The 22,053-nt window shown below is 68.2% G+C and carries 26 protein-coding genes and 1 tRNA gene; 9 read left to right on the top strand and 18 right to left on the bottom strand.

Features of this window, described 5'->3' with window-relative positions; all coding sequences use genetic code 11:
• Entirely contained in the window at window positions 1–966 is a 966-nt protein-coding gene (locus GLS40_RS07000) for an alpha/beta hydrolase (RefSeq protein ID WP_160382030.1), read from the top strand.
• 37 nt (window positions 967–1,003) lie between these two features.
• Here the strand turns inward: GLS40_RS07000 and GLS40_RS06995 are convergent, their stop codons facing one another.
• Complete coding sequence (locus tag GLS40_RS06995) at window positions 1,004–1,831, bottom strand: fumarylacetoacetate hydrolase family protein (RefSeq protein ID WP_160382029.1); 828 nt, start codon at window positions 1,829–1,831, stop codon at window positions 1,004–1,006.
• A 372-nt stretch (window positions 1,832–2,203) separates the two neighbouring features.
• Between GLS40_RS06995 and GLS40_RS06990 the strand changes: the two genes are divergently transcribed.
• The 3 genes from GLS40_RS06990 (at window position 2,204) to GLS40_RS06980 (ending at window position 5,226) form a co-directional block, all read left to right on the top strand.
• Window positions 2,204–4,024: a M3 family oligoendopeptidase gene (locus GLS40_RS06990; RefSeq protein WP_160382028.1), complete on the top strand. Its 1,821-nt coding sequence runs from the start codon at window positions 2,204–2,206 to the stop codon at window positions 4,022–4,024.
• 1 nt (window position 4,025) lies between these two features.
• Complete coding sequence (locus tag GLS40_RS06985) at window positions 4,026–4,271, top strand: hypothetical protein (protein WP_160382027.1); 246 nt, start codon at window positions 4,026–4,028, stop codon at window positions 4,269–4,271.
• A gap of 97 nt (window positions 4,272–4,368) precedes the next feature.
• Window positions 4,369–5,226 carry an SHOCT domain-containing protein gene (locus GLS40_RS06980; protein ID WP_160382026.1) on the top strand — a complete coding sequence of 286 codons (858 nt, stop codon included), beginning with the start codon at window positions 4,369–4,371 and terminating at the stop codon, window positions 5,224–5,226.
• A 57-nt stretch (window positions 5,227–5,283) separates the two neighbouring features.
• Here the strand turns inward: GLS40_RS06980 and GLS40_RS06975 are convergent, their stop codons facing one another.
• The 3 genes from GLS40_RS06975 to GLS40_RS06965 form a co-directional block, all read right to left on the bottom strand.
• Window positions 5,284–5,550 carry a DksA/TraR family C4-type zinc finger protein gene (locus GLS40_RS06975; protein WP_160382025.1) on the bottom strand — a complete coding sequence of 89 codons (267 nt, stop codon included), beginning with the start codon at window positions 5,548–5,550 and terminating at the stop codon, window positions 5,284–5,286.
• A 235-nt stretch (window positions 5,551–5,785) separates the two neighbouring features.
• Window positions 5,786–6,682 carry an RNA polymerase sigma factor RpoH gene (rpoH, locus tag GLS40_RS06970; RefSeq protein WP_160382024.1) on the bottom strand — a complete coding sequence of 299 codons (897 nt, stop codon included), beginning with the start codon at window positions 6,680–6,682 and terminating at the stop codon, window positions 5,786–5,788.
• A gap of 184 nt (window positions 6,683–6,866) precedes the next feature.
• A complete protein-coding gene (locus tag GLS40_RS06965) occupies window positions 6,867–7,883 on the bottom strand; it encodes an RluA family pseudouridine synthase (RefSeq protein WP_160382023.1) in 1,017 nt (338 codons plus the stop codon).
• Between GLS40_RS06965 and GLS40_RS06960 the strand changes: the two genes are divergently transcribed.
• Complete coding sequence (locus tag GLS40_RS06960) at window positions 7,882–8,178, top strand: DUF6476 family protein (RefSeq protein WP_160382022.1); 297 nt, start codon at window positions 7,882–7,884, stop codon at window positions 8,176–8,178. The genes GLS40_RS06965 and GLS40_RS06960 overlap by 2 nt on opposite strands.
• A gap of 71 nt (window positions 8,179–8,249) precedes the next feature.
• Here the strand turns inward: GLS40_RS06960 and GLS40_RS06955 are convergent.
• The 7 genes from GLS40_RS06955 to GLS40_RS06925 form a co-directional block, all read right to left on the bottom strand.
• Window positions 8,250–8,326 (bottom strand) — tRNA-His (locus GLS40_RS06955).
• Between the two features lie 74 nt (window positions 8,327–8,400).
• Window positions 8,401–9,447 carry a sulfotransferase gene (locus GLS40_RS06950; protein WP_160382021.1) on the bottom strand — a complete coding sequence of 349 codons (1,047 nt, stop codon included), beginning with the start codon at window positions 9,445–9,447 and terminating at the stop codon, window positions 8,401–8,403.
• Window positions 9,440–9,826 carry a hypothetical protein gene (locus GLS40_RS06945; RefSeq protein ID WP_160382020.1) on the bottom strand — a complete coding sequence of 129 codons (387 nt, stop codon included), beginning with the start codon at window positions 9,824–9,826 and terminating at the stop codon, window positions 9,440–9,442. The genes GLS40_RS06950 and GLS40_RS06945 overlap by 8 nt, the downstream gene beginning before the upstream one ends.
• Window positions 9,823–10,047 (bottom strand): hypothetical protein, encoded by a 225-nt coding sequence (locus tag GLS40_RS06940; protein WP_160382019.1) that lies wholly within the window; start codon window positions 10,045–10,047, stop codon window positions 9,823–9,825. Before GLS40_RS06940 ends, GLS40_RS06945 begins: the two co-directional genes overlap by 4 nt.
• A gap of 379 nt (window positions 10,048–10,426) precedes the next feature.
• Entirely contained in the window at window positions 10,427–11,830 is a 1,404-nt protein-coding gene (locus tag GLS40_RS06935; protein WP_160382018.1) for a Tad domain-containing protein, read from the bottom strand.
• A gap of 4 nt (window positions 11,831–11,834) precedes the next feature.
• Window positions 11,835–12,248, bottom strand: a complete 414-nt coding sequence (locus GLS40_RS06930) for a TadE/TadG family type IV pilus assembly protein (RefSeq protein WP_160382017.1) — start codon at window positions 12,246–12,248, stop codon at window positions 11,835–11,837.
• Between the two features lie 144 nt (window positions 12,249–12,392).
• Complete coding sequence (locus GLS40_RS06925) at window positions 12,393–12,872, bottom strand: GNAT family N-acetyltransferase (RefSeq protein WP_160382016.1); 480 nt, start codon at window positions 12,870–12,872, stop codon at window positions 12,393–12,395.
• A 99-nt stretch (window positions 12,873–12,971) separates the two neighbouring features.
• Between GLS40_RS06925 and GLS40_RS06920 the strand changes: the two genes are divergently transcribed.
• Window positions 12,972–13,175 (top strand): DUF6324 family protein, encoded by a 204-nt coding sequence (locus GLS40_RS06920; RefSeq protein ID WP_160382015.1) that lies wholly within the window; start codon window positions 12,972–12,974, stop codon window positions 13,173–13,175.
• 6 nt (window positions 13,176–13,181) lie between these two features.
• Here the strand turns inward: GLS40_RS06920 and GLS40_RS06915 are convergent, their stop codons facing one another.
• Window positions 13,182–13,637 (bottom strand): MmcB family DNA repair protein, encoded by a 456-nt coding sequence (locus tag GLS40_RS06915; RefSeq protein WP_160382014.1) that lies wholly within the window; start codon window positions 13,635–13,637, stop codon window positions 13,182–13,184.
• A 110-nt stretch (window positions 13,638–13,747) separates the two neighbouring features.
• Here GLS40_RS06915 and GLS40_RS06910 point away from each other — a divergent pair, with 110 nt between their 5' ends.
• The 3 genes from GLS40_RS06910 (at window position 13,748) to GLS40_RS06900 (ending at window position 17,023) form a co-directional block, all read left to right on the top strand.
• Complete coding sequence (locus GLS40_RS06910; protein ID WP_235905807.1) at window positions 13,748–15,055, top strand: AAA family ATPase; 1,308 nt, start codon at window positions 13,748–13,750, stop codon at window positions 15,053–15,055.
• 8 nt (window positions 15,056–15,063) lie between these two features.
• Window positions 15,064–15,870: a COG3904 family protein gene (locus GLS40_RS06905; RefSeq protein ID WP_408003724.1), complete on the top strand. Its 807-nt coding sequence runs from the start codon at window positions 15,064–15,066 to the stop codon at window positions 15,868–15,870.
• Between the two features lie 334 nt (window positions 15,871–16,204).
• On the top strand, window positions 16,205–17,023 hold the full coding sequence (locus GLS40_RS06900) for a delta-class carbonic anhydrase (RefSeq protein WP_160382013.1): 819 nt from the start codon (window positions 16,205–16,207) through the stop codon (window positions 17,021–17,023).
• Between the two features lie 349 nt (window positions 17,024–17,372).
• Here GLS40_RS06900 and nusB read toward each other — a convergent pair whose 3' ends face one another.
• The 6 genes from nusB to GLS40_RS06870 form a co-directional block, all read right to left on the bottom strand.
• Complete coding sequence (gene nusB, locus GLS40_RS06895; protein ID WP_160382012.1) at window positions 17,373–17,855, bottom strand: transcription antitermination factor NusB; 483 nt, start codon at window positions 17,853–17,855, stop codon at window positions 17,373–17,375.
• Entirely contained in the window at window positions 17,855–18,412 is a 558-nt protein-coding gene (locus GLS40_RS06890; RefSeq protein ID WP_160382011.1) for a 6,7-dimethyl-8-ribityllumazine synthase, read from the bottom strand. The genes nusB and GLS40_RS06890 overlap by 1 nt, the downstream gene beginning before the upstream one ends.
• On the bottom strand, window positions 18,412–19,548 hold the full coding sequence (gene ribB, locus GLS40_RS06885; RefSeq protein ID WP_160382010.1) for a 3,4-dihydroxy-2-butanone-4-phosphate synthase: 1,137 nt from the start codon (window positions 19,546–19,548) through the stop codon (window positions 18,412–18,414). The genes GLS40_RS06890 and ribB overlap by 1 nt, the downstream gene beginning before the upstream one ends.
• A 196-nt stretch (window positions 19,549–19,744) precedes the next feature.
• The gene (locus GLS40_RS06880; RefSeq protein WP_160382009.1) at window positions 19,745–20,728 is read right to left on the bottom strand and encodes an MBL fold metallo-hydrolase; all 984 of its coding nucleotides are present in this window, start codon (window positions 20,726–20,728) and stop codon (window positions 19,745–19,747) included.
• Window positions 20,729–20,796: 68 nt separating this feature from the next.
• Window positions 20,797–21,408 carry a hypothetical protein gene (locus GLS40_RS06875; protein ID WP_235905806.1) on the bottom strand — a complete coding sequence of 204 codons (612 nt, stop codon included), beginning with the start codon at window positions 21,406–21,408 and terminating at the stop codon, window positions 20,797–20,799.
• A 3-nt stretch (window positions 21,409–21,411) separates the two neighbouring features.
• Window positions 21,412–22,002 carry a riboflavin synthase gene (locus GLS40_RS06870; RefSeq protein WP_160382008.1) on the bottom strand — a complete coding sequence of 197 codons (591 nt, stop codon included), beginning with the start codon at window positions 22,000–22,002 and terminating at the stop codon, window positions 21,412–21,414.
• Window positions 22,003–22,053: the final 51 nt, after the last annotated feature.

Here is a 22,053-nt window from a genome sequence, read left to right as displayed (position 1 = left end):
ATGGACCAGGCGCCCTTCTTTTCGGATGTCGATGACGGCCCGGCCGGGGGCCATGCCGTCTGGACGACCTGCGACGACGGGGTGCGCATCCGCGTGGGCGCCTGGCCGCTGGACGGGGCGAAGGGCACGGTGCTGCTGTTTCCCGGCCGCACCGAATATGTCGAGAAATACGGCCGCGCCGCCGCCGATCTCGCGGCACGCGGCTATGCCACCCTGGCGGTCGACTGGCGCGGCCAGGGTCTGGCCGACCGGCTGATGGACGACCCGATGCCGGGCCATGTGGGCGAATTCGCGGATTACCAGCGCGATGTGCGCGCCGTGCTCGCCGTGGCGCGGGACATGGGCCTGCCCGAACCCTGGCACCTGCTGGCGCATTCCATGGGCGGCTGCATCGGCCTGCGCGCCCTGCACGAGGGGCTGCCGGTGCGTTCGGCCTGCTTCACCGGCCCGATGTGGGGGATCGAACTGCCCCGCGCCCTGCGCCCCGTCGCCTGGGCGCTGGCCTTCGGCACCTCCTCTACGGGCCTGGGGCATCTGCTCTCGCCCGGGACGGCGCGCGAAAGCTACGTTCTGGCCGAGGCCTTTGAGGACAACAAGCTGACCACCGACGCGGAGATGTACGACTACATGCGCCGCCAGACGCTGGCGCATCCGGAGCTGGGCCTTGGCGGCCCCTCCATGCGCTGGCTCTACAAGAGCCTGGGGGAGATGCTGACCCTGTCGCGCATGCCCTCCCCGGCCGTGCCCTGCGTCACATTTGTCGGCACGCAGGAGCGTATCGTCGATGTCCTGCGCATCCGCGCCCGCATCGCCGCCTGGCCCGGCGCCCGCCTGGTCGAGGTCGAGGGCGGCGAACACGAGGTGATGATGGAGGGGCCGCAGACCCGCGCCCATGTCTTCGACACCGCCACGGCCTTCTACGACGCCAACGCCGCCGGGACCCGGGCCGACAGGGTTTCGGCCTGATCCCGCGGCGGGGGCCGCCCGGGCCCCCGGTCTGCGATCAGCCCGAAACGATCTCCTGCCGCTGGCGGCCCAGCCGTTCCACCCCCAGCTCCATCACGTCGCCGACCTTCAGGAAGCTCGGCGGTTTCATCCCCATGCCCACCCCCGGCGGCGTGCCCGTGGCGATGATGTCGCCCGGCTGGAGGCTCATCATCTGGCTCAGGTAGCTGACGATATGCGCCACAGTGAAGATCATCGAGGAGGTCGCCCCGTTCTGGCGCACCTCGCCGTTCACGTTGCACCACAGGTTCAGGTCCTGCGGATCGCCCACCTCGTCCGGGGTGACCAGCCAGGGCCCGACCGGCCCGTAGGTGTCGCAGCTCTTGCCCTTGGTCCACTGGCCGCCGCGCTCGGTCTGGAAATGCCGCTCGCTCAGATCGTTCACGATGCAATAGCCCGCCACATGTTTCAGGGCATCGGCCTCGCTCACGTATTTCGCGTGCCGCCCGATCACCACGCCCAACTCGACCTCGTAATCTGTCTTTTCCGATCCGCGCAGCAACTCCACCGGATCGTTCGGCCCGCTCAGGCAGCTCGTGGCCTTCATGAAGACGATGGGCTCGGACGGTTCGGCCATACCGGCCTCGGCCGCATGGTCGGAATAGTTCAGCCCGATCGCGATCAGCTTGCCCACGCCCGCCACCGGCACGCCCAGCCGGGGCGATCCCTCCACCAGCGGCAGGCCTGCCGGATCGACATCGGGCAGCGCGCCCAGCACGTCGCCCGCAAGGTCCGCCACCTGGCCCGACAGGTCGCGGATGTTCCCGTCCCCGTCCAGCACCCCGGGCTTTTCCGCCCCGATCTCGCCGTATCGCACGAACCGCATTGCGCGTCCTCCCTGTCAAAACCGTTCCAAGCGACCCTACATCGCCCACCGGCAGGGGCAATCCCGGCCCGGCCTTCCTCTGGCCGGAAATATCCTCGGGGGGAGTCGGCCCGGCAGGGCCGGCGGGGGGCAGACAGCCCCCCTCCGCCCCCGCAGCCCGCGCGACATGGCCCCGGACAGGCCCGGCCCGCAGATATCGCCGATGCCCTGCGACCGGAAACCCGCGCACCGCCGGCATCGCGCAGCAACCGGATTTGCCCCCCGCCAACCGGCGCAACGGACCGCACCCCGCGCAACACAGCCGCTGGCCCTTGAACCCCCGCCCCCCCGCGGCCTATCTCTGAGCAAAGCAACGAGCGAAAGGCCCTCCGCATGTTCACCCTTCCCTTCCCCGTCCGCGACGCCAATGCCAGCGAGGGGGGCAAGGGCCTCGGCAAGCTGCCCGAATGGGACCTGACGGATCTCTACGCTTCCGAGGAGGCGCCGCAGCTCAAGGACGACCTCGCCTGGCTGGAAACCGAATGCGCGGCCTTCGCCGCGGATTACGAGGGCAAGCTGGGCACGCTCGACGCCGCCGGCTTCCTGGCCTGCGTGCACCGGAACGAGAAGATCCAGTCGATCGCCGGGCGCATCATGTCCTTCGCGGGCCTGCGCTATTACCAGATGACCACCGATGGCGGGCGGGCCAAGTTCATGTCCGACATGCAGGACAGGATCACCACCTTCACCACGCCGCTGGTCTTCTTCACGCTCGAACTGAACCGCCTGCCCGACGATTTCCTTGACGGTCTCTTCGCCGCCAATGCCGATCTCGCCCGCTACAGGCCCGTCTTCGACCGCATCCGCGCGATGAAGCCCTATCAGCTCTCTGACGAGCTGGAGAAATTCCTGCACGACCTCGGCGTGGTGGGCGACGCCTGGGAAAAGCTGTTCGACGAGACCATCGCGGGCCTGACCTTCACCGTGAACGACGAAGAGCTGAACATCGAGGGCACGCTGAACCTGCTGACCGAACAGGACCGCAGCCAGCGCGAGGCGGCGGCGCATGAGCTCGCCCGCGTCTTCGAAGCCAATATCCGCACCTTTGCCCGGGTCCACAATACCCAGGCCAAGGAGAAAGAGATCGTCGACCGCTGGCGCAAGATGCCCACGGCCCAGACCGGGCGGCACCTGTCCAACGATGTCGAACCCGAGGTGGTCGAGGCGCTGCGCGACGCCGTGGTGGCCGCCTATCCCAAGCTCTCGCACCGCTATTACGAGCTGAAGCGCAAGTGGCTTGGCCTCGACCGGATGCAGGTCTGGGACCGCAACGCACCCCTGCCCGCGCAGGAAACCCGCATCATCGACTGGACCCAGGCCCGCGAGACGGTGATGAACGCCTATTCCGCCTTCGATCCCCGCATGGCCGAGATCGCACAGCCCTTCTTTGACAAGGGCTGGATCGACGCGGGCGTCAAGCCGGGCAAGGCCCCCGGCGCCTTTGCCCATCCCACGGTGACGGATGTGCATCCCTATGTGATGCTCAACTACCTGGGCAAGCCGCGCGACGTGATGACCCTGGCGCATGAGCTGGGGCATGGCGTGCACCAGGTGCTGGCCGCCGGCCAGGGCGAAATGCTTTCCTCCACCCCGCTGACCCTGGCCGAAACCGCAAGCGTCTTCGGCGAGATGCTGACCTTCCGCCGGCTGCTCGACAACGCCAGGGACCAGACCGAACGCAAGACCCTGCTGGCCGGCAAGGTCGAGGACATGATCAACACGGTTGTCCGGCAGATCGCCTTTTACGATTTCGAATGCAAGCTGCACGCGGCGCGCCGCAATGGCGAGCTGACGCCCGAGGACATCAACGCGATCTGGATGTCGATCCAGGCCGAAAGCCTCGGCCCGGCCTTCGATTTCATGGAGGGATACGAGACCTTCTGGGCCTATATCCCGCATTTCATCCACTCGCCCTTCTACGTCTATGCCTATGCCTTTGGCGACGGGCTGGTGAACGCGCTTTACGCCGTCTACACCGAACAGCCCGAAGGCTTTCAGGAGAAATACTTCGACATGCTCAGGGCGGGCGGCTCCAAGCACCACAAGGCGCTGCTCGAACCCTTCGGGCTGGATGCCTCGGACCCCGCCTTCTGGGACAAGGGCCTGTCGATGATCTCGGGCATGATCGACGAGCTTGAGGCGATGGAGGACTGACATGGCCACCGCGCACGGGCTGCGGACCCGGCTGCGCCGGTTCCAGGTCCGGGCGCGGCGGTCGCTGCCGCCCGGGGTCCGCTCGGTCCTGGGTCTGCTGCTGATCTGCGGCGGGATCCTCGGCTTCCTGCCGATCCTCGGTTTCTGGATGCTGCCCCTGGGCGTGGCGCTGCTGGCGCTGGACCTCGGGCCGGGGTGGAAACGCCTCACCACCCGCATCGCCCGCCCGCGCGAGCGGCACCGCTGAGGCCCGCCCGGGGTTATTTCACGACCCGAGGTTGTGCCCGGCCCCCATGCGCTCTATCCGGGCCATGACACAGGGCCCCGCGAGAAGGAGTGCCAGCATGACCCGACTGACCGACGCAGGCCGCGCGGCCCTGACCGACATTGCCGCCCGCCACGGCGTCTCGGCCGAGGCGGCGGAACAGATGCTGCTGGCGGTCGCCGCCGGGCATGGCACGCAGGCGCAGTTCAACATCCAGGAGCTTGGCGGCATGGGGCAATGGTCGCGGGGCGGCATGACGATGGTCGGCGACATGTTCAACACTGCGCTCAAGGCCCGGGTGGATGCGCTCTGCACCGACCTGGCCGAACTGGTGCGCGGCGACAGCACCTTTCAGGTCCCCGCCTCCTCTCAATCGCAATCGCAATCGCCGGGGCCCGGGGGCATCAGCCTCTTCGTGCCCGCGCCGGGCGACTGGCCGGCAGAACTCGGCGCGCCGGCCACGGCGGGCAGCCAGAACGACATGCGCTATGCCTGGTTCCCGCAGACCCGCCGCCTGGGTATCGTCACGGGCGGGCGGATGACGATCTACGACACCGGAGAGCACCAGATCGGCGGCGTCTCGCAGGCGCAGAGCGGCGGGCAGAGCCTGACCTTCACCAGCCAGCTGGGCACTGTCTACCTGTCCGACCTGCGCGTGGTCGATGGCGCCGGCAACGCCCCCGCCGGCGCGGAACCGGTTCCCGCCCCGAACCGGGCGGCCCCGGCGCCAGAAGTGCCGCAGGCACCGGCGGAGACAACCGCGTCCCCGGCCCCGGCCACCGCCCCGGCCCGGACCGCCGAGGCCCAGACCGCCGATGCCATGTCCGACGACCAGATCTTCAGCCGCATCGAACGGCTGGCCGGTCTTTTCGACAAGGGCATCCTGACCCAGGCGGAATACGAAACCAAAAAGGCCGAGCTCCTCGCCCGCCTCTGAGGCGCTGCGGGACGGCGGGCGGGGCGATGGCGCAGCCGAGCGCCGGACCGCCGCACCTCACTTGAGCTGCGAATCCTTCGATCCGCGCCGGTTGATCCCGCCCCGGGCCACAAACCGTGCATCGCGGTCCTGCTGGCAGTCGATGCAGAGCTTGACCCCGGGGATCGCCACGCGCCGCGCCTCGGGGATCTCTTCCTCGCATTCGGCGCAATGGGTCAGGCTTTCGCCGACCTTGGGCCGCGCCTTCAGCCGCGCCAGTTCGTCCTGGATCGAGGCTTCGATCTGTTCGTTCACGGCCCCGTCGCGGGCCCAGCCTCCGGCCATGTCTCACCTCCGATCTCCGGGGTCCACCGGCCCCGCGATCCCGTCACTCTAGCCCCGGATGCCGCAGATTGCAGCCCCCGGCGCAAGGCCGGGGGACCACCCCCGGCGCAGGGATGCCCCGGACTGCGCAGTGACCAATCGGTATCGCGGGCCCGGGGCGCGGCCCACCCGGACATGAAAACGGCGCCGCGAACCCTCGCGACGCCGTTGCGTGCCTCTTGCGCGTCCGGCCGGGTCAGGCCGTGGCCATCATGCCTTTTTCCGAGGCCAGTTCGCGCATCCGTTTCTGCAGCTTCTCGAAGGCGCGGACCTCGATCTGGCGGATGCGTTCGCGGCTGACATCGTACTGGGCCGAAAGGTCCTCCAGCGTGATCGTCTCGTCGCTGAGGCGCCGCTGGGTCAGGATGTCCCGCTCGCGCTCGTTCAGCACGCTCATCGCCTCCACCAACATCTCGCGGCGCGCGTCCATCTCGTCGCGCTCCTCGTAATCGGCGGCCTGGTTGGCGTCTTCGTCCTCCAGCCAGTCCTGCCACTGCATGGTGCTGTCGGCATCCGAACCTACCGTCGCATTCAGCGAGGCGTCGCCCCCGGACATCCGGCGGTTCATCGAAATCACCTCGGCCTCGGTCACGCCCAGATCATGGGCGATCTGCTTGACGTTGTCGGGGTGCAGGTCGCCCTCTTCCAGCGCGCCGATCCGGGCCTTGGCCTTGCGCAGGTTGAAGAACAGCTTCTTCTGCGCCGAGGTGGTGCCGAGCTTCACCAGCGACCAGGAGCGCAGGATATATTCCTGGATCGAGGCGCGGATCCACCACATGGCATAGGTCGCCAGGCGAAAGCCCTTTTCGGGATCGAAGCGCTTGACCGCCTGCATCAGGCCGACATTCGCCTCCGAGATCACCTCGGCCTGGGGCAGGCCGTATCCGCGATAGCCCATGGCGATCTTGGCCGCCAGGCGCAGGTGCGAGGTGACCATCTTGTGCGCGGCCGCCGTGTCCTGCTCTTCCACCCACCGCTTGGCGAGCATGTATTCCTCTTCAGGTTCCAGAAGCGGAAACTTCCGGATTTCCTGCATGTAGCGGTTCAAACCGCCTTCTGGCGTCGGTGCCGGGAGATTTGCGTAGTTGCTCACAGTCCTGTCCTTCCCCGTTCTTTGACCTTGTTTCAGCGCAAGATGTTTAGGGTCTTAACATTCAGATAGGCGGCCCGGTTCAGGCGTTCAAGCCTGATGGACTTGAATTCCTAACGCAGGATGAACGGGGATCCGTCGAAAATCGCCGGTTGTTTCGGCTGCCTCACGCGGTTGTGTCGGCGCGTTAGCGCGAAAAGCTGTCCAGTAACAAGGACATATCCTGCGGCATCGGCGCCTCGAAGCGGAGGAATTCCCCGCTGACAGGGTGTTCAAAGCCCAGGATCGCGGCATGCAGCGCCTGCCGGGGAAAGCGTTTCGCGGCCTCCACGGCCCCTGCCCCAACGGCCTTTTCCGACAGTTTCCGCTGCCCGCCATAGGTCTGATCCCCGATCAGCCCGTGCCCGGCATGAGCCATGTGCACGCGAATCTGATGCGTGCGCCCGGTTTCCAGACGGCATTCGACCAGCGCGGCGGCCCCGGCAAAGCCCTCCAGCAGCCGCACCCGGGTCACCGCGTGGCGGCCGCCGGTGAAACAGACCGCCTGTTTCTGCCGGTCGGTGCGGTGGCGGGCCAGCTGTGTGGTGATCTTCATCACATTGCCCGGCTCGAACGAGACGCCGGGCACGCCGCGCAGGCGCGGATCGCCCGCATCCGGCACCCCGTGGCAGAGCGCGAGATAGGCGCGTTCGGCGGTATGCGCCTCGAACTGCGCCGCAAGGCCGTGATGGGCGCGGTCGCTCTTGGCCACGACCAGCAGACCCGTGGTGTCCTTGTCGATCCGGTGCACGATGCCGGGCCGCCGCTCGCCGCCGACGCCCGACAGATCGTCGCCGCAATGGGCCAGCAGGGCGTTCACCAGCGTGCCATAGGGCGTGCCGGGGGCCGGGTGCACCACCATGCCGGCGGGCTTGTTCACGACGATCAGGTCGTCGTCCTCATAGGTGATGTCCAGCGGGATGGTTTCCGGCGCGATATGCGTGGGCGCCGGGTCGTCGAGGCGAATCTCGATCTCGTCGCCCTCCTTTACCTTGAGCTTCGGATCGGTCAGCGCCTCTCCACCGCGCAGCACGGCGCCTCCGGCGATCAGCCGGGCCAGGCGCGAGCGCGACAGCGACGCCGCGTCTGGCACATCGCGCGCAAGCGCCTTATCAAGGCGCCCAGGGGGATCGGCTGAGATCCTCACCATCAGGGTGGTGGTCATGACGGACTCCGAAGACGGGCCGGAAGAACCGGCCAACCTGCGCTTTCTGCGACGACTGGTGACGGGGCTCACGGCTGTGATGATGGCAGGCGTCTTACTCATCATCGTGCTGATTGTCATCCGCTTCCGGGACGCCGGGCCGGTGCTGCCCGACAGCATCGACCTGCCGGATGGCGCGCAGGCCGTGGCGGTCACGGCGGCCGAGGGCTGGTACGCCGTGGTGACCGATGACAACCGCATCCTGATCTTCGACCGGGTGACAGGGCAATTGCGCCAGACGGTGGTGGTGGACTAGCCGCCGTCCGGCAGGGCACAGGGCGGCGGAATGGCCCGGACCCGGGGTATCGGATGTGCGGCGGGGGAAGATGGTACCGCCTCCCTGGCTTGAACAGGGGACCTCTGGATCCACAATCCAGCGCTCTAACCAACTGAGCTAAGGCGGCACTGACGGGCGATTTATCCGGCTCGCCTGACGATTGCAAGTACCGAGACGGCCCCGGCGGGCGGGAATTTCCGCTCAGGCCGCCGCGCGCAGCGGTGCGCGGGCGCGTTGGCGCAGGGTGGCATAGATCTCCTCGGCCCGGGCCAGCTGCGCGGCGGGCAGCGGATCGCCCGGCGGGCGGGCAGCGGCGCGCACGAAGGGCGCGTCGGACCCGGCCCCGGCGTCGATCCCCAGCCGCGCGGCCAGGGCGGGCCAGAGGGCCGCATCGTCGCACAGATCCTCGTAACAGACGAATTGCGCGGCCTCGGGGGCCGAACGCAGCAGATGTGTGTGCACGCCGATCCACTGGTCCAGCCAATAGGCCAGCGTGTCGGGCGCGTGTTCGGACAGGTCATGGGTGGCAAAGGGGCGGTGATCGCCGCCGAATTCGTGATGCACCAGCCAGCGCATGTAATCGGCGGAAAAGGCATCGCTTGCGTGGCGTTCGCCAAAGCGGCGGTGCTGCGACAGCAGCGATCCGGCGTGATCCAGCGGCGCGCGGAACGGCACCAGGATCACCGCATTGGGAAAGGTCCGGGCCAGCGCGGGCAGGCGCAGCACGTTGTTGTTGTTCTTGCTCAGGTAACGCCTGTCGCCCGACGAGGCGAGGATCGCGCCGACATAGGCCGTGAACCGATCGGTCAGGGCCGTATCGGGATCATGCGGCAGCAGGCGGTCGGGGCGGATGTAGCTTTCACCGTCGAAGATGCGCCAGAAGACCTCGTCCAGGCTTTCGGGGCTTTCGGCATCGACGATGACCCCGTCGCCATGAGCGCGTTCGCCCGCCTCGATCCGCTTGACCCTGCCGCCCCGGATCATCGACCACAGGTTCGGGGCCAGCACGAAGGGCATGTCGGCATAGGTCAGCGAGCGGAAGGCGCCGCCCGCGTGGATGCGCCGCATCAGCGCGGTGGTTCCCGCACGGGCCAGGCCCGAGACGAAGACGTGGCGCCCCTGCCCCACATCCGCCGGCTGGCGCGCCTTGCTCAGCGCCTGGTCGATGGAAAAGCCGGTTTCGGCAACGGCGGTCGAGCCCAGCATCATGCGATGCAGGGCCCGGCCAAGGATGCCGTAGTCAGACATGGGCCAGCTGACGGCGCAGGGCCAGATGCATCAGGGCGATCAGCGTGATCGCCACCAGACCAAAGCCGCTGAGGAGAGCCGTCTGGAAACCCGGCATCAGCACGCCCAGGATCATGATGCCGAAGGCAGCAAGCCCGCCCAGCACGACCACGCAGGCCAGCAGGGCAATCGACACCCGCACCATGCGCAGCGAGCACAGCAGCAGTGCCCGTTGTTTCCAGTGGTCCGAGGCATGGCGGCGCGGGATCGTGACCGAGCGGCGCGACAGCTGCGCCATCATCCGCAGCATGGTCGGGAAGGGCATCGACAGCGCCACCTCGACCAGCAGGATGCTCAGCACGGCGGCGCCCAGAAGCACCGACATGAGCGAGCCGATCATTGTCCCTGCTCCGCCCTGGCCACCGGGGCCGAGCGCTTGCGCAGCAGTTTCTTGACCGGGTACCAGACCAGCGCCACCACGGCCATGGCGATGGCGGCAAAGACGCCCAGCACGGCGGCCAGCACTCCGGCGCCCAGGCCGGGGCCGACATAGGCCGCGGCCAGATTGGGTTGCAGGATCAGGAACGCCGCCATCAGCGGCAGGATGTAGAGCCGGGTCATATCGCCTCCGTCGGGTTGCAAGCGTCCGGTCGTGCCAGGCGGGGCATGGCCGGGGATGTTTCGGGACCGGGACGCCCGGATGTCACCAAGGCGGCGATCCGTGCAGGGCTTGCGGGGCGGGACGGCGGGGTGAATTTGCCCTGCGGTGCAGACAGGGGTGCCCCCGATTGCAGCACGCATTGGCCAATTCCGCCCGACATTTGGTTCTACCCTGAAAGCTTTTATCCCTTTTCGTGAACAATGCTGGCCAAAGAAGGTGTCCAAAATTGGGCGGGGAAACAATAATACCGGGGCATTTGCCCCGATTTCCCCGTTCAATTGGACTCTACCGGCGGCGAGCGGGCACTGCCCGCCGCCGGTTTGACGGTTCAGCCGTGCGTCACTGCAGCTGCACCGTTTCCGAAGTGAGCATCATGTCGGCGCCCAGGCAGACCTTGGCCAGCCCCAGCACATCCGTGGTGGTCGAGATCGTCTCGGTCAGGGTCGACAGCACCGGGCCCAGCGTGTTCAGCACGGTGGCCAGGGTCTCTCCGCCCAGGTCGACGACATCCTGAAGGAAGCCGCCCAGGGGCGAGGCCGGATCGACAATCGCGGGAATGCCGAGCGAGGCGTTCAGGTCCAGGAAGACGAAGATCTTGACCCCGTCGCCCGGCTGGCAGTTGCCGCCGCGGGTGATCGACAGGTTCGGCTCGATCGCCAGTTCCGGGTCGCCCAGCAGGCTGATCAGGTTGGACACGATGACCGAGAGTTCCAGGCTCACGTCGCCGTCGATCCGCACCGGGCAGTCCGAGAAGATCGCGATACCCGTCAGGGTCACCGGGCCTTCGATGTTCAGCACCTCGTTCTCGTCGCATTCGACATGGTAGCTCTGCCCCACTTCCAGCGTCGCGGTGTCAAAGACGGCCGCGTTGAGGATATTGGGGACCGAGGCGACGACATTGCGCAGGTCTGAGCCCAGGTCGCGCACCTCCCAGGTGTGATCCGCGGGATCGCTGCCGCCCAGTACGCCGCCCAGCGTGTCGAGGGTGCCCCCGACAACGCCGCCCAGCGTATCGCCCAGGATGCCCCCGGTCAGCGAGGTCAGGCCAAGCGCCTGCGCCAGCAGCCCGTCGATCAGCGTCTTGAGCTGCGCGGTCAGCCAGACCGGCTCGGCCCCGTAGGCGACCGAGGCCTGGGCCTTGAGGCAGACGCCGGCAAAAAGGTCGGTTGCCCCGATGTCGACGCGGGTCTTCAGCGACAGCAGCGGATTGATGCAGGGCAGGCTGTCCTGCGGGATGATCCGCGCCACGGATTCGGCCTCGATGTCCCAATGGTCGATGCCGATGATGCGCAGCAGCATGGTCGGTTCGGGATTGCCGTTGCCGGTGGTGCGCCGCAGCGTGACGCGCACCGCGTCGGGTTGGTCGCCCGAGGTCTTGAAGGCACCGTTCTCGTCGATGGTGCCCAGGTCGAAGCTCTGCGAGGTCCAGGCGCCGTCCAGATGTGTCGAGTCGAGGCTGGAATGCGCGGTCCACCGCGCCACGCTGCGCGGGCTCGATCCCCAACGCGGCTCGGACAGGCGGGTCGCGCCGCTGGCGGCGGCCATATCGGCGGTCGTCTGCAGGATGGTGTGGACGCGGTTGCGATTGGAGATGTCGGCCAGCACGCCGCCCATGATGAGCATGCAGGCGATGAAATACAGCATCATGATGCTGACGGAGCCTTCGTCACGCAGGCCGAAACGTTTCAGGAAACGCAGGGCGGTCGAGGGCAGGAATGCGGGTGGTGTGATACGGAGGGTCATCGTATCACACCGGTTCGCGCAGCATTGTGACACGCGATTCCCAGTCACCGCTCATCATGCGAAGCGCGGTGTTGGTGATGCCAGCCTTTTCATACGGTGTCTTGATGCTGACCGACACGGTCCGCTTGGTCTCGCTGATATTGACGTCGAAGTTCTTGCCAGACCAGCTCAACCCGTCCCGGATGAACTGCTCGGCTTCGACCTTCGACAACTCATGCATCGACATGGCCCGGGCGGCGACGCGGGTCTGTTGCCACATGCTTGCGTTCAGGGTGAACGCATAGGCAAAGTCCAGGATCGCCAGGAACAGGAAGACGACAAGAGGAAACCAGAGAAGGAATTCAAGCGTTACCGAACCCTCTTCGTTGCGAATGAACGCACGGGTTCTGTCGCCGGTCTTTTGACGCAGGAAAGACATGGCATTTCTCACTCATTACAAACAGGCCTTTTTCGTTGGACGCTTGGCCTGCACTCTTTACACACATCTAGGATTACGCTTTGAAATGTGGCGGAAACAAGGCAGGCAAACGGCGATATTGGTGATGGTGTTTCCGGTCCGGGATCAAAGACTCCGGATCCAGGTCAATTCCACCAGATCCTGCCCGTAATTCCTGACCGATCTGCTGTCTTCCGGTATCCAGCCACACCGCCGATAGAGCCTGCAGGCGGCTTCGTGGCTCTCGTGAGTCCACAGTTTCATGCGGCTGCAGCCGGTCTGGCGGGCAAAATCGGTGACTGATTCCAGCATCCGCCCGGCCAGCCCGGTGCCGCGCAGATGCGGCGCCAGCAGGAACAGACGCACCTGGCCGGTCTGGGCGTCCAGCCGGGTGCAGAAGATGCTGCCCCTGCCCTGGCCGGCCTCCTCGACCACCAGTGCCATCTCGCGGGGCGAGGCGCGGCCGGCATAGCCCTCCTGCACCGCGTCGACGGCGGTGGCGAAACTGTCGTCAAATCCCGCCTCCTCGCGGTAGAGGCGGGCGTGCAATCCGGTCAGCCATTGCCGGTCGGCCGGGGTCCAGGGGCGCAGGATCGGGTCACTCATGGGGGCGAGCCTGTGACGCCCGGACTTGCAAATCAAGCGGCTTCGGAGTAGCCCCCTGCCACCCCGGCACGCGGCCGCGGGTATCAGGCGGGAACGAGCATGGGCATCGACACCGAACGCGACATCGAGGCGAACCTGCAGATCGGGCCGACCGACCTGGGCATGGTGCGCCTGTTCATCGAGGCCGGATCCATCGAGATCCCGATGGATTTCGAACCCGACGAGGCGATCGAGATCGCCGAGGAAATCCGCGCCGCCGCCGAAGCCGCCCGAAAGGCCGGGTCGCGCAAGAAACGCCGCTGATCCCGCCTAGACCCTCGGGTCACGCCATCCCTGCAGCCGCCGCGCCGCGTCGCGCGCGAATTTGCGCGTGATCGCCTTGCGCCGGGCGGCGGGCAAAGCGTCCTCGGGCGCGTCGCGCAGCAGTTCGCCGCCATAGGCATCGGCGACGATCAGCCCGGTTTCCAGCGGCAGCAGTTCGGTCGGGAAATCCAGGTCGACGGCCCAGAAGAACCGGTCGCACCATTGCAGGTAACCGTCCCATTTGGCATCGGACAGGTAATCGGCCCGGCTGGACTTGCATTCGATCACCCAGATCTCGCCCTTCGGCCCCAGGGCCATCACGTCGACCCGCTTGCCCCGTTCGGGCACGAATTCCTCCAGACAGGCGAAATCCAGGCTGTCGGTCAGAAAGCGGCAGACGCCCCGGGCCAGAAGCTGGCCGGGCTGGGGCGCGGGCGGGGGCGGTGTCAGAAGATCGGGCATGGGCAAAGTCATGAACATTTCGTGAACAAATGCAAGAGCGAGGTCGCGGGCATGACTCCGGTGACGAAGGCACCTATCTTGATGACGACAACCGGAGGAACGGGACGGCCATGACGCAGACGCGACGCGACAGCCGCGGGGCCGAGGAAGCCCGCGAACTCGAAGGGCATCTGAGTGTTCTCGACAGCTTCACCGGTGCCGCGCTTGGCGTGCTGGCGGTGGCCTCGGGGATTTACACCTATCTCGGCGTCTCGTCCCTGCTGGACGGCGACGGGGCGATGACCGCCTTTGCCGCCATCGCCTATTCGGTGGCCGTCTCGGTCGGCATCTTCGTGTTCTGGAGCTACATGCTCCGCCTCCTGCCCGCGATGCGCACCGCGCGCTCGCGCACCGGGCTGCTGGGGGCCATGGGGCTGGGCTCGCTCGCCATCGTCGCCATGTCCTCGTGGCTGAACGCGGCGGCCCTGGCCGGCGCGGCAGCGGTCGAGCAGCACCTGGCCGAGACGGTGCAGGACTACCAGGCCTCGCTGGAGCGCGCGCATGAGATCGCCCTGTCGGCCCAGGGGCTGGAGCGCGACATCGCCCGCACCCGGCAGGGGTTCGAGGATCTTTCGGAACAGGAGGCCGCCGGCACCCTCTCGGGCCTTGCGGGCCGTGGCGCCGTATTCCGCGTGCTGCGTCAGAAATCGGCCGAACTGTCGGCGCTGGAGGCCCAAATCGGCGCGCAGGAACCGCTGATCGCCGAGGCCTTTGCCCAGGGCAACGCGCTGCTGTCGCGCATGCGCGCCCTGACGGTCGAGCCGGGGCCGGTCGAGGCGCGTTCGGTCGAATTCTCGGAACAGGCGGTCGAGCTTGCGGGGCTGATCACCCGGCTGCGGCAGCTTTCGGTCGCCACGCTGGTGCAACGCGCGGCGCAGGATCTGTCGGCCTCGGTCGTGCTGCCGGAACTGGACGGATCGACCAGCGAGGGGCGCCTGGCGCAGGGGGCGACCATCGACTCCGTCCTCAAGGTGCTGGCCCAGCGGGCCGAGACGCTGCGCCAGGCGGCCGAAGAGGTCATCGCCATGCCGCCCCCCGCCGACACCACCTACACGCCGATTTCCGCTGCCGATGCCGTGATCCTCTATGCGCGGAACTTCGTGCCCTCCTGGGCCGGGGCCATCGCCATCGACCTGCTGCCCGCCGTGCTGGTCCTGATCCTCGCCGTCACCCAGAGCGCGATCCGCGCCGGGCGCGACGGCGTGCCGATCGAGGACCGGATGACCGTGGCCGAACTGCGCGCCGCCCTGGCCGCCGCGCGCGAGGTCGACCTCAGGCCCGATCCCCCCGCCCCGCAGCCGCCCGAGCCCGAGGAGAGGCCGCAGGAAGAGGGCGAAAGCCGCCCGACCCTGCACGAAATGCCCATCCGCAAGCCGTGAGGCCCGCCGTGTTCCGCCGCACCGCCACCGCCCGGGCCAGCGCGCCCGCCCCGGCCCCTTCCGCCAGGCCGCGCCGTGGCCATCCGGTGAAACGGGCGCTGACCGGCATCCTGATCTTCCAGCTGGGGCTGGCTCTGCTGCTGTTCCTGGGCGACATCGGGCGGGATTTCTCGCTGCCCCGTCCCGGCACCTCTGTCCCGCGGTTCGACACGCCGGCCCGGCCCGGCGACCAGACCCGCCGCTACGATCCCGGCGCGCTGCCCGCCACGCGCCCCGGCGGGCCGGATGTCGCGCCCTCGGGCCCGATGCCCGACCGGCTGACGCTGGAGGTGACGGGCGATGCCATCGTGCTGACCGGCACGATCGCCCCGGGCGACGCGGAACGCATCGCCGGGCGCATCGCGGGGCTGGAGGACCGGCCCGACCGCGTTGTGCTGAACTCCTCGGGCGGGTCGGTCGCCGATGCGCTGGCCCTGGGCCGTGGCATCCGCGCGGCGGGCATGGACACCGCGATGCGCGCCAGCGACATCTGCCTTTCGGCCTGCCCCTACATCCTGGCCGGCGGCGTGACGCGCGATGTGGCCGAGGGCGCCCGCGTCGGCGTGCACCAGCATTACTTTGGCGAAAACACCCTGCTGCCCGCCTTCACCGCCGTCTCCAGCATCCAGCGCGGCCAGGGCGAGGTGATGCGCTACCTGGACGAGATGGGCGTCGACCCGATGGTCATGTCCCATGCCCTCGTCACCCCGCCCGACGAGATCTACCTGCTGCTGCCCGAGGAACTGGAACGCTACCGGCTGACATTCGCGCCCTGAGCGGCTGCCGGGCCACCCGGTCGCGGAAATTTGCAGCCCGCGGGCGCATCCCCCTTGCCCGATGCCCGGCGCGGGCCTAAGTCGGAGAGTGGCGGGTGCTGCCCTTCCCGTGAACGGTTACATTCCGGTGGCCTTAAGCAAATCCGAGGGAGCTGGCTCTGTCCGGGCCCTGGTCCGGTTACCTGGCGCCCACCTGTATGAACAGGTCCTCGGGAATGCGTCAACCAAACGGTCGCGTGCGGGCCCGCCACATTTCCCGCTCCGGTTTACCGGGGGGCAAGGATTTCCTGCCAGACAGGGGCTGATCACAGCCTGCTGGAAAGGACCCTCTGTCATGCATCTGCCCCTTGCCGCCGCCGCTCTGGCGGTGCTCTCGCTGGCCGTTCCGGCCGGTGCGACCACCTCGGCCGCAACCCACGCACCTTCGGGCGAGCTCTGCACCGGGTTCGGGCCGCAGGCCCCGCGCGACATCCGGAATGTGTCGGGGTCCAACCCCGTGACCTTCGCCAAGGCCCCGCCGGCGACGCAGATGAACCTGTGCAACATCCACACCCACACCAATGCCGAACATGCGGGACCGGGTTTTGCCATCAGCCACTGGCCCGGCGACACCAGCGGCTATCGCTGCAACGAGACGCTGGACCTGACGGAGGCCGAGGCCGAGATGCCCCACGGCGGGCACGATGCCTATCACGGGGTGGTCCCCGGCGACACGATCGAGGTGCATTGGGTCTATTCCTCCTGCCCCGTCGCCCCGGGCGAAGGGCTGGGCGCCTGCCTGTCGGAAACCTGCGCCAATCCCGAATTGCGGGTCGAATCGCAGGTCTTCCTGGTCGTGAACAATCCGCAGGCGCTGGATTTCCGGGATTTCGACTATGCGGGGGCGGCAGCCTCGGGGCGGCATCAGCCCAGGACCCTGCCCTCGGGCACCGGCACGCCGGTGGAATTCCTCGGCTCGACCACGGGCACCAGCTACAACGCCAGCAGCTGCTCTCCCATGCAGGTGACGTGGAGCGTGCGGCCCAACTGCGCCAAGCTCGACATCGCGTCGCTGCACGCCTGGGCGGCTGAGGGCAACGTGTTCAACGAAACCCATTCCCACGGCGTGCGGGATCTGGTCACGGCAGAGGCGCTGCTGTCCCCGATCCGCTAGGCGCGGGACCTCCGGGCGTGGGCGGCAGTAGCTGTCGCCGAGCCGCCGGGTGCAGGGCGTCCAGGCGCGGGAGGGAGTGGCTGTCCCCGATCCGCCAGGTGCAGGGCGTCCAGGCGCGGGCGGCAGTGGCTTTCGCCGACCCGCCAGGTGCAGGGCGTCCAGGCGTGGGCAGCAGTGGCTGTCACCGACCCGCCAGGTGCAGGGCCTCCGGGCGTGGGCGGGAGCGGCTGTCGCCGCTCCGCCAGGTGCGGGACCTCCGGGCGTGGGCGGCAGCGGTGGCGGGTCTTGTCCTCACAGCCACTGGCCCGGGGCTGGCAACTTCGGCGCGACGGCCCGGCGTCGCGACCGCTCAGAACGCCTCGGGGCGTGCCTCGCGGGCCATGTGGTCAAGCACGGCGTTGACGAATTTCGATTCCTTGCCCTCAGGGTAGAAGGCCTTGGCCACATCGACATATTCGACGATCACCACCTTGGGCGGGGCGTCACCCTCGACCATCTCGGCCCCGGCGGCGCGGAACAGCGCGCGCAGGGTCGGGTCGATCCGGGCGATCGGCCATTTCGCCACCAGCGCCCGGTCGGTCATCTGGTCGATCTTGGCCTGCCAGTTCACCGCGTCCCGCATGATCTTGCGGAACAGGGTCACGTCGCCCTCGGCCATCTCGTCGCCATCGTATACGGCACCGAAACGGTGATCCTCGAACTCGTTGCACACGCGCTCGACAGTCTGGCCGGCGGCCTCCATCTGGAACAGCGCCTGCACGGCATAAAGACGCGCGGCGCTGCGCATCTTGCGTTTCTGGTTGCCGGAAAGGGGCGCGGGGGCAGAGGTCATCAGGTCCAGGGATCCATATCAGCCGCCGCGATCACGGTATCCTCTCCCAGAGAGGCGGGCGAGCGGAATCCCACCCCCTTGCGCGGCGCGCCCCATTTGCGCGAGAGCGCGAGAAGATGCAAGGCCGCAGCGGCGGCACCGCCGCCCTTGTTCTGCTCGGCCACCCGGGCCCGGGCCAGGGCCTGGTCGCGGTTCTCGACGGTGAGGATGCCGTTGCCGATACAGAAGCCCTGCAGCCCCAGCAGGGTGATGCCCCGGCTCGAATCGTTGCAGACGGTCTCGTAATGCGTGGTCTCGCCCCGGATGACGCAGCCAAGCGCGACATAGGCGTCGAAATTCGACATGCGCCCGGCCATGGCGATGGCGGTCGGCACCTCCAGCGCGCCGGGCACCTCGACCAGGTCGTGGCTTGCGCCCCAGGCCTCGATCTCGGCCCGGGCACCGGCGATCAGCTCATCCGCGATATCGCGGTAATAGGGCGCGACGACGATCAGCGCCTTGGCGGGCGTGTCGAACCCCCCGCGCGGCATGGTGTAATGCAGCTCGTTCCCGGCCATCAGTCTGCCCTTTCGATCCGGCGGGTGCCGACAATTTCCAGCCCGTAGGCATCGAGCCCCACAACCGAGGGGCGGGGCGAATTGGTCAGCAGTTCCAGCTTGTGCAGGCCCAGCGACGACAGGATCTGCGCCCCCAGCCCATATTGCTTGAGCACCTGGGGCGAGACCTCGGCCCCGGTCGCCAGCCGCATCTGCGTGTCGCGCAGCAGGACCAGCACGCCGCGCCCTTCGGCCGCGATGGCATGCATCGCATCGGCGAACTCATGGGCGCGCCCCTCGGGCCCGAGGCCCGCGATATCCTTGAGCGGGTCGAGCGCGTGCATCCGCACCAGCACCGGATCGTCCCCGGCCACGTCGCCCTTGATCAGCACGATATGCTCGGCGCCCTGGGTCTCGTCGGCATAGACCCGCATGGTCCACTCGCCGCCGAACTCGGACTGCACGACCTCTTCGGCGCGCACGCGCACCAGGTTGTCGTGCCGCCGGCGATAGGAGATCAGGTCGGAGATCGTGCCGATCTTCAACCCGTGTTTCTGGGCAAAGGCCACCAGTTCCGGCAGCCGCGACATGGTGCCGTCCTCGTTCATGATCTCGCAGATCACGCCCGAGGGGTTCAGCCCCGCGAGGCGCGCGATATCCACCGCCGCCTCGGTATGGCCGGCGCGCACCAGCACGCCGCCGTCGCGGGCGCGCAGCGGAAAGACATGGCCCGGGGTCGCGATATCCGCCGCGCCCTTGGACGCGTCGATGGCAACCGAGACGGTGCGCGCGCGGTCATGGGCGGAAATGCCGGTCGACACGCCGTCGCGCGCCTCGATCGAGACGGTGAATGCGGTCTCGTGGCGGCTGGAATTCTGCGAGGCCATCAGCGGCAGGCCCAGCTGGTCGACCCGCGTGCCGGTCATCGACAGGCAGATCAGGCCGCGGCCGTGCATGGCCATGAAGTTGATCGCATCGGGGGTCGCCATCTGGGCGGGGATGACAAGATCGCCCTCGTTCTCGCGGTCCTCGTGGTCGACGAGGATGAACATCCGGCCGTTGCGCGCGTCGTTGATGATCTCCTCGACCGAGGAGATCGCGTCGCTCCAGTCCTGTTCGACGGGTCCGGGGGTTTCGTAGGTTGCGGTGTCCGGCATGGCGGGGTCCCTTGTCCTTTGTCTGGCAGATAGACCATGGCCGGACGTTTTGCCAGAGCCGGCGGGCAGGTCGTGACGTATGTGGGGGCGAAACGGGGCACAGCCGCTGTGCGCGGCTGCGGGCATCGGGGCGCGCGCCGGGGCGGGGCTGCGACTGGCCGGTGCGCTGACAGCGGGCTGGTCCCGCCGCGCCCTGTCAGTCGAACTGCCAGAGCGCGGGGACGAAGCGGTAGGCCGCGCCCTCGGCCATCACATGACCGACGCCGGGGAACGGGAAGTGGTAGCCCACCACCGCCGCGCGTTCGGCCGCGGCGGTTTCCAGCAGGCGGCGGCGGGTGGCGACCGTCTGCGGCCCGTCGGTATCGACGCCGTTGTACCAGTCGGGCCGGGCGAAGTTCAGCCAGGCATGGGTCATCGCATCGCCCAGGGCATAGAGCACCTGCCCGCCGCTTTCGATCCGCAGGCTCATATGGCCCGGCGTATGGCCCGGCGTGTCGATCAGCGTCACGCCCGGGGCAAGCTGGTGCCCCTCGGCCGCAAGCTGCCAGTCCACCCCCTCGATCGCCATCGAGTTGACGGCCCCGGCCACGAACTGCTGCGCCTCGGGCGGGACCCTGTCGACCAGGCCGGGCTGCTCCCAATAGTCCTTTTCCCGGCCGCCGATGGTATAGCGCGCCTCGGGGAACAGGGGTTCGTCGAAATCGTCGCGAATGCCCCAGAGGTGATCTGGATGGGCATGGGTGATCACCACATGGGTGATGTCACCGGCCGCATATCCGGCGGTTTCAAGGTTGGCGAGCAGCCGCCCGGCGGTGTCGAAGAAGCGCGCGCCAGAGCCGACGTCGACCAGGATCACCGCCTCGCCGGTGTCTATCAGCACGTGGTTGGTGTGGTTGTAGCTCTGATCCGCCGGCAGGAAATGCCGGGTGAGAAAGGCCTGCACCTCGGCCGGGTCGGCATTCACGCCCAGGCCCGCGGCGGGCACGGTGAAATAGCCGTCTGAGACGATTGTCACCCGCGCCTCCCCCAGCGTGAAGCGGAAATGCGCGGGATTGGCCGCGGCGGGCGGGCCCAGTTCGGCCCGCGCCGGGCGGGTCAGCGCCGGCAGGGCAAAGGCGGGCGCGGCGGCAGCAAGGCGCAGGATGTCGCGGCGCGTCGGGGCGAGGGTCGGTCTGGGCATTGGCTCCTCCGTGGTCGGACCAAGACTAGGGGCCGCGACAGGCGAACGCAAAACGAAAATTGAATGTGTTACGCGCCGGAGAGCAGGCCGGGATGCGCGCCGAAATAGCGCGCCGCGTCCAGGTAGCCGCCCAACCGCCCCGCCCCGGCCCAGTCCCGTTCCAGCGGCGCGGCGCCGATCAGCACCAGCGCGGCGGCGGGCAGCCCGTCCTGCACCCGGGCCATGGCGTCGCGCATGGCGGGCCAGCTGCCCAGCAGGCGCGGCGCGCGGTAGAGACGGTCCAGCGACTCCAGCCGGTCCGCCAGGGCGACGGGGTCGAGCGGCGGATGCAGCAGGGCGATGCGGCGGCACTGGTGCAGGGCGCGCAGCCGGTCGGCCACCGCATCGGGCAGGCGCTGGTGCGTGGCAAAGAGGCCAAGCGCGTTGGACGAGAACAGCAGGCCCGAGATATCGCGCCCCGAATAGCTGCGGACCGAGGCATAGGTGCGGTAATCCAGCCCCAGCTCGGCCGCCCGGCGTTTGCGCATGCGCACGATCTCCACCGGCAGGCGGGCCTCGGGGCGGGCGGCTCTGGCCTTGCTCCAGGCGTGCACGCGCCAGGCGCGGCCATCGTCCATCGAGGGCCCGAGGTTGTGGCCCGGCCCCGGCAGAGGCGGCGCGTCACCCCGGTCGGCGCTCATGGCTCAGCCCTGGTAATCCTGCAGGCGGGCGACGTAGCGCGCCATGGTGTCGACCTCGAGGTTGATCATGTCGCCGACCTTGACCCCGCCCCAGGTCGTCACCGACTTGGTATGCGGGATCATGTTCACGCCAAAGACCGCGCCCTGCACCTCGTTCACCGTCAGCGAGGTGCCGTTCAGCGCGATGGAGCCCTTGGGCGCGATGAACCGCGCCAGATCCTCGGGCGCGCGGAACAGGGCGCGGGTGCTGTCGCCCTCGTCGCTGAGCGAGATCAGCTCGGCCATGCCGTCGACATGGCCCGACACGATATGCCCGCCCAGTTCGTCCCCGACCCTGAGCGCGCGTTCCAGGTTCACCCGCCGGCCCTGCGCCCAGCTGTCGAGGTTGGTCTTGCTCAGCGTCTCGGCCGAGATCTCGACATCGAACCAGTCGGGGCCGGTCTCGATCACCGTCAGGCAGACACCGTCGCAGCAGATCGAGGCGCCAAGGTCGATACCGTCGGTGTCATAGGCCGTGCCGATCCGGGCGCGCAGGTCGCCGCGCTGCTCGGTCTCGCGGATGGTGCCGACATCGGTGATGATTCCGGTGAACATGGGCAGGTCTCCTTCAGCTTTCGACCTAGCCGCTGCCCCAGGGCATGACAA

The organism is Pseudooceanicola pacificus (assembly GCF_009789075.1).
Taxonomy (GTDB): Bacteria; Pseudomonadota; Alphaproteobacteria; order Rhodobacterales; family Rhodobacteraceae; genus Pseudooceanicola; species Pseudooceanicola pacificus.
The sequence above is the reverse complement of the archived record's forward strand: the minus strand, read 5'-3'. Positions and strand labels throughout refer to the sequence as shown.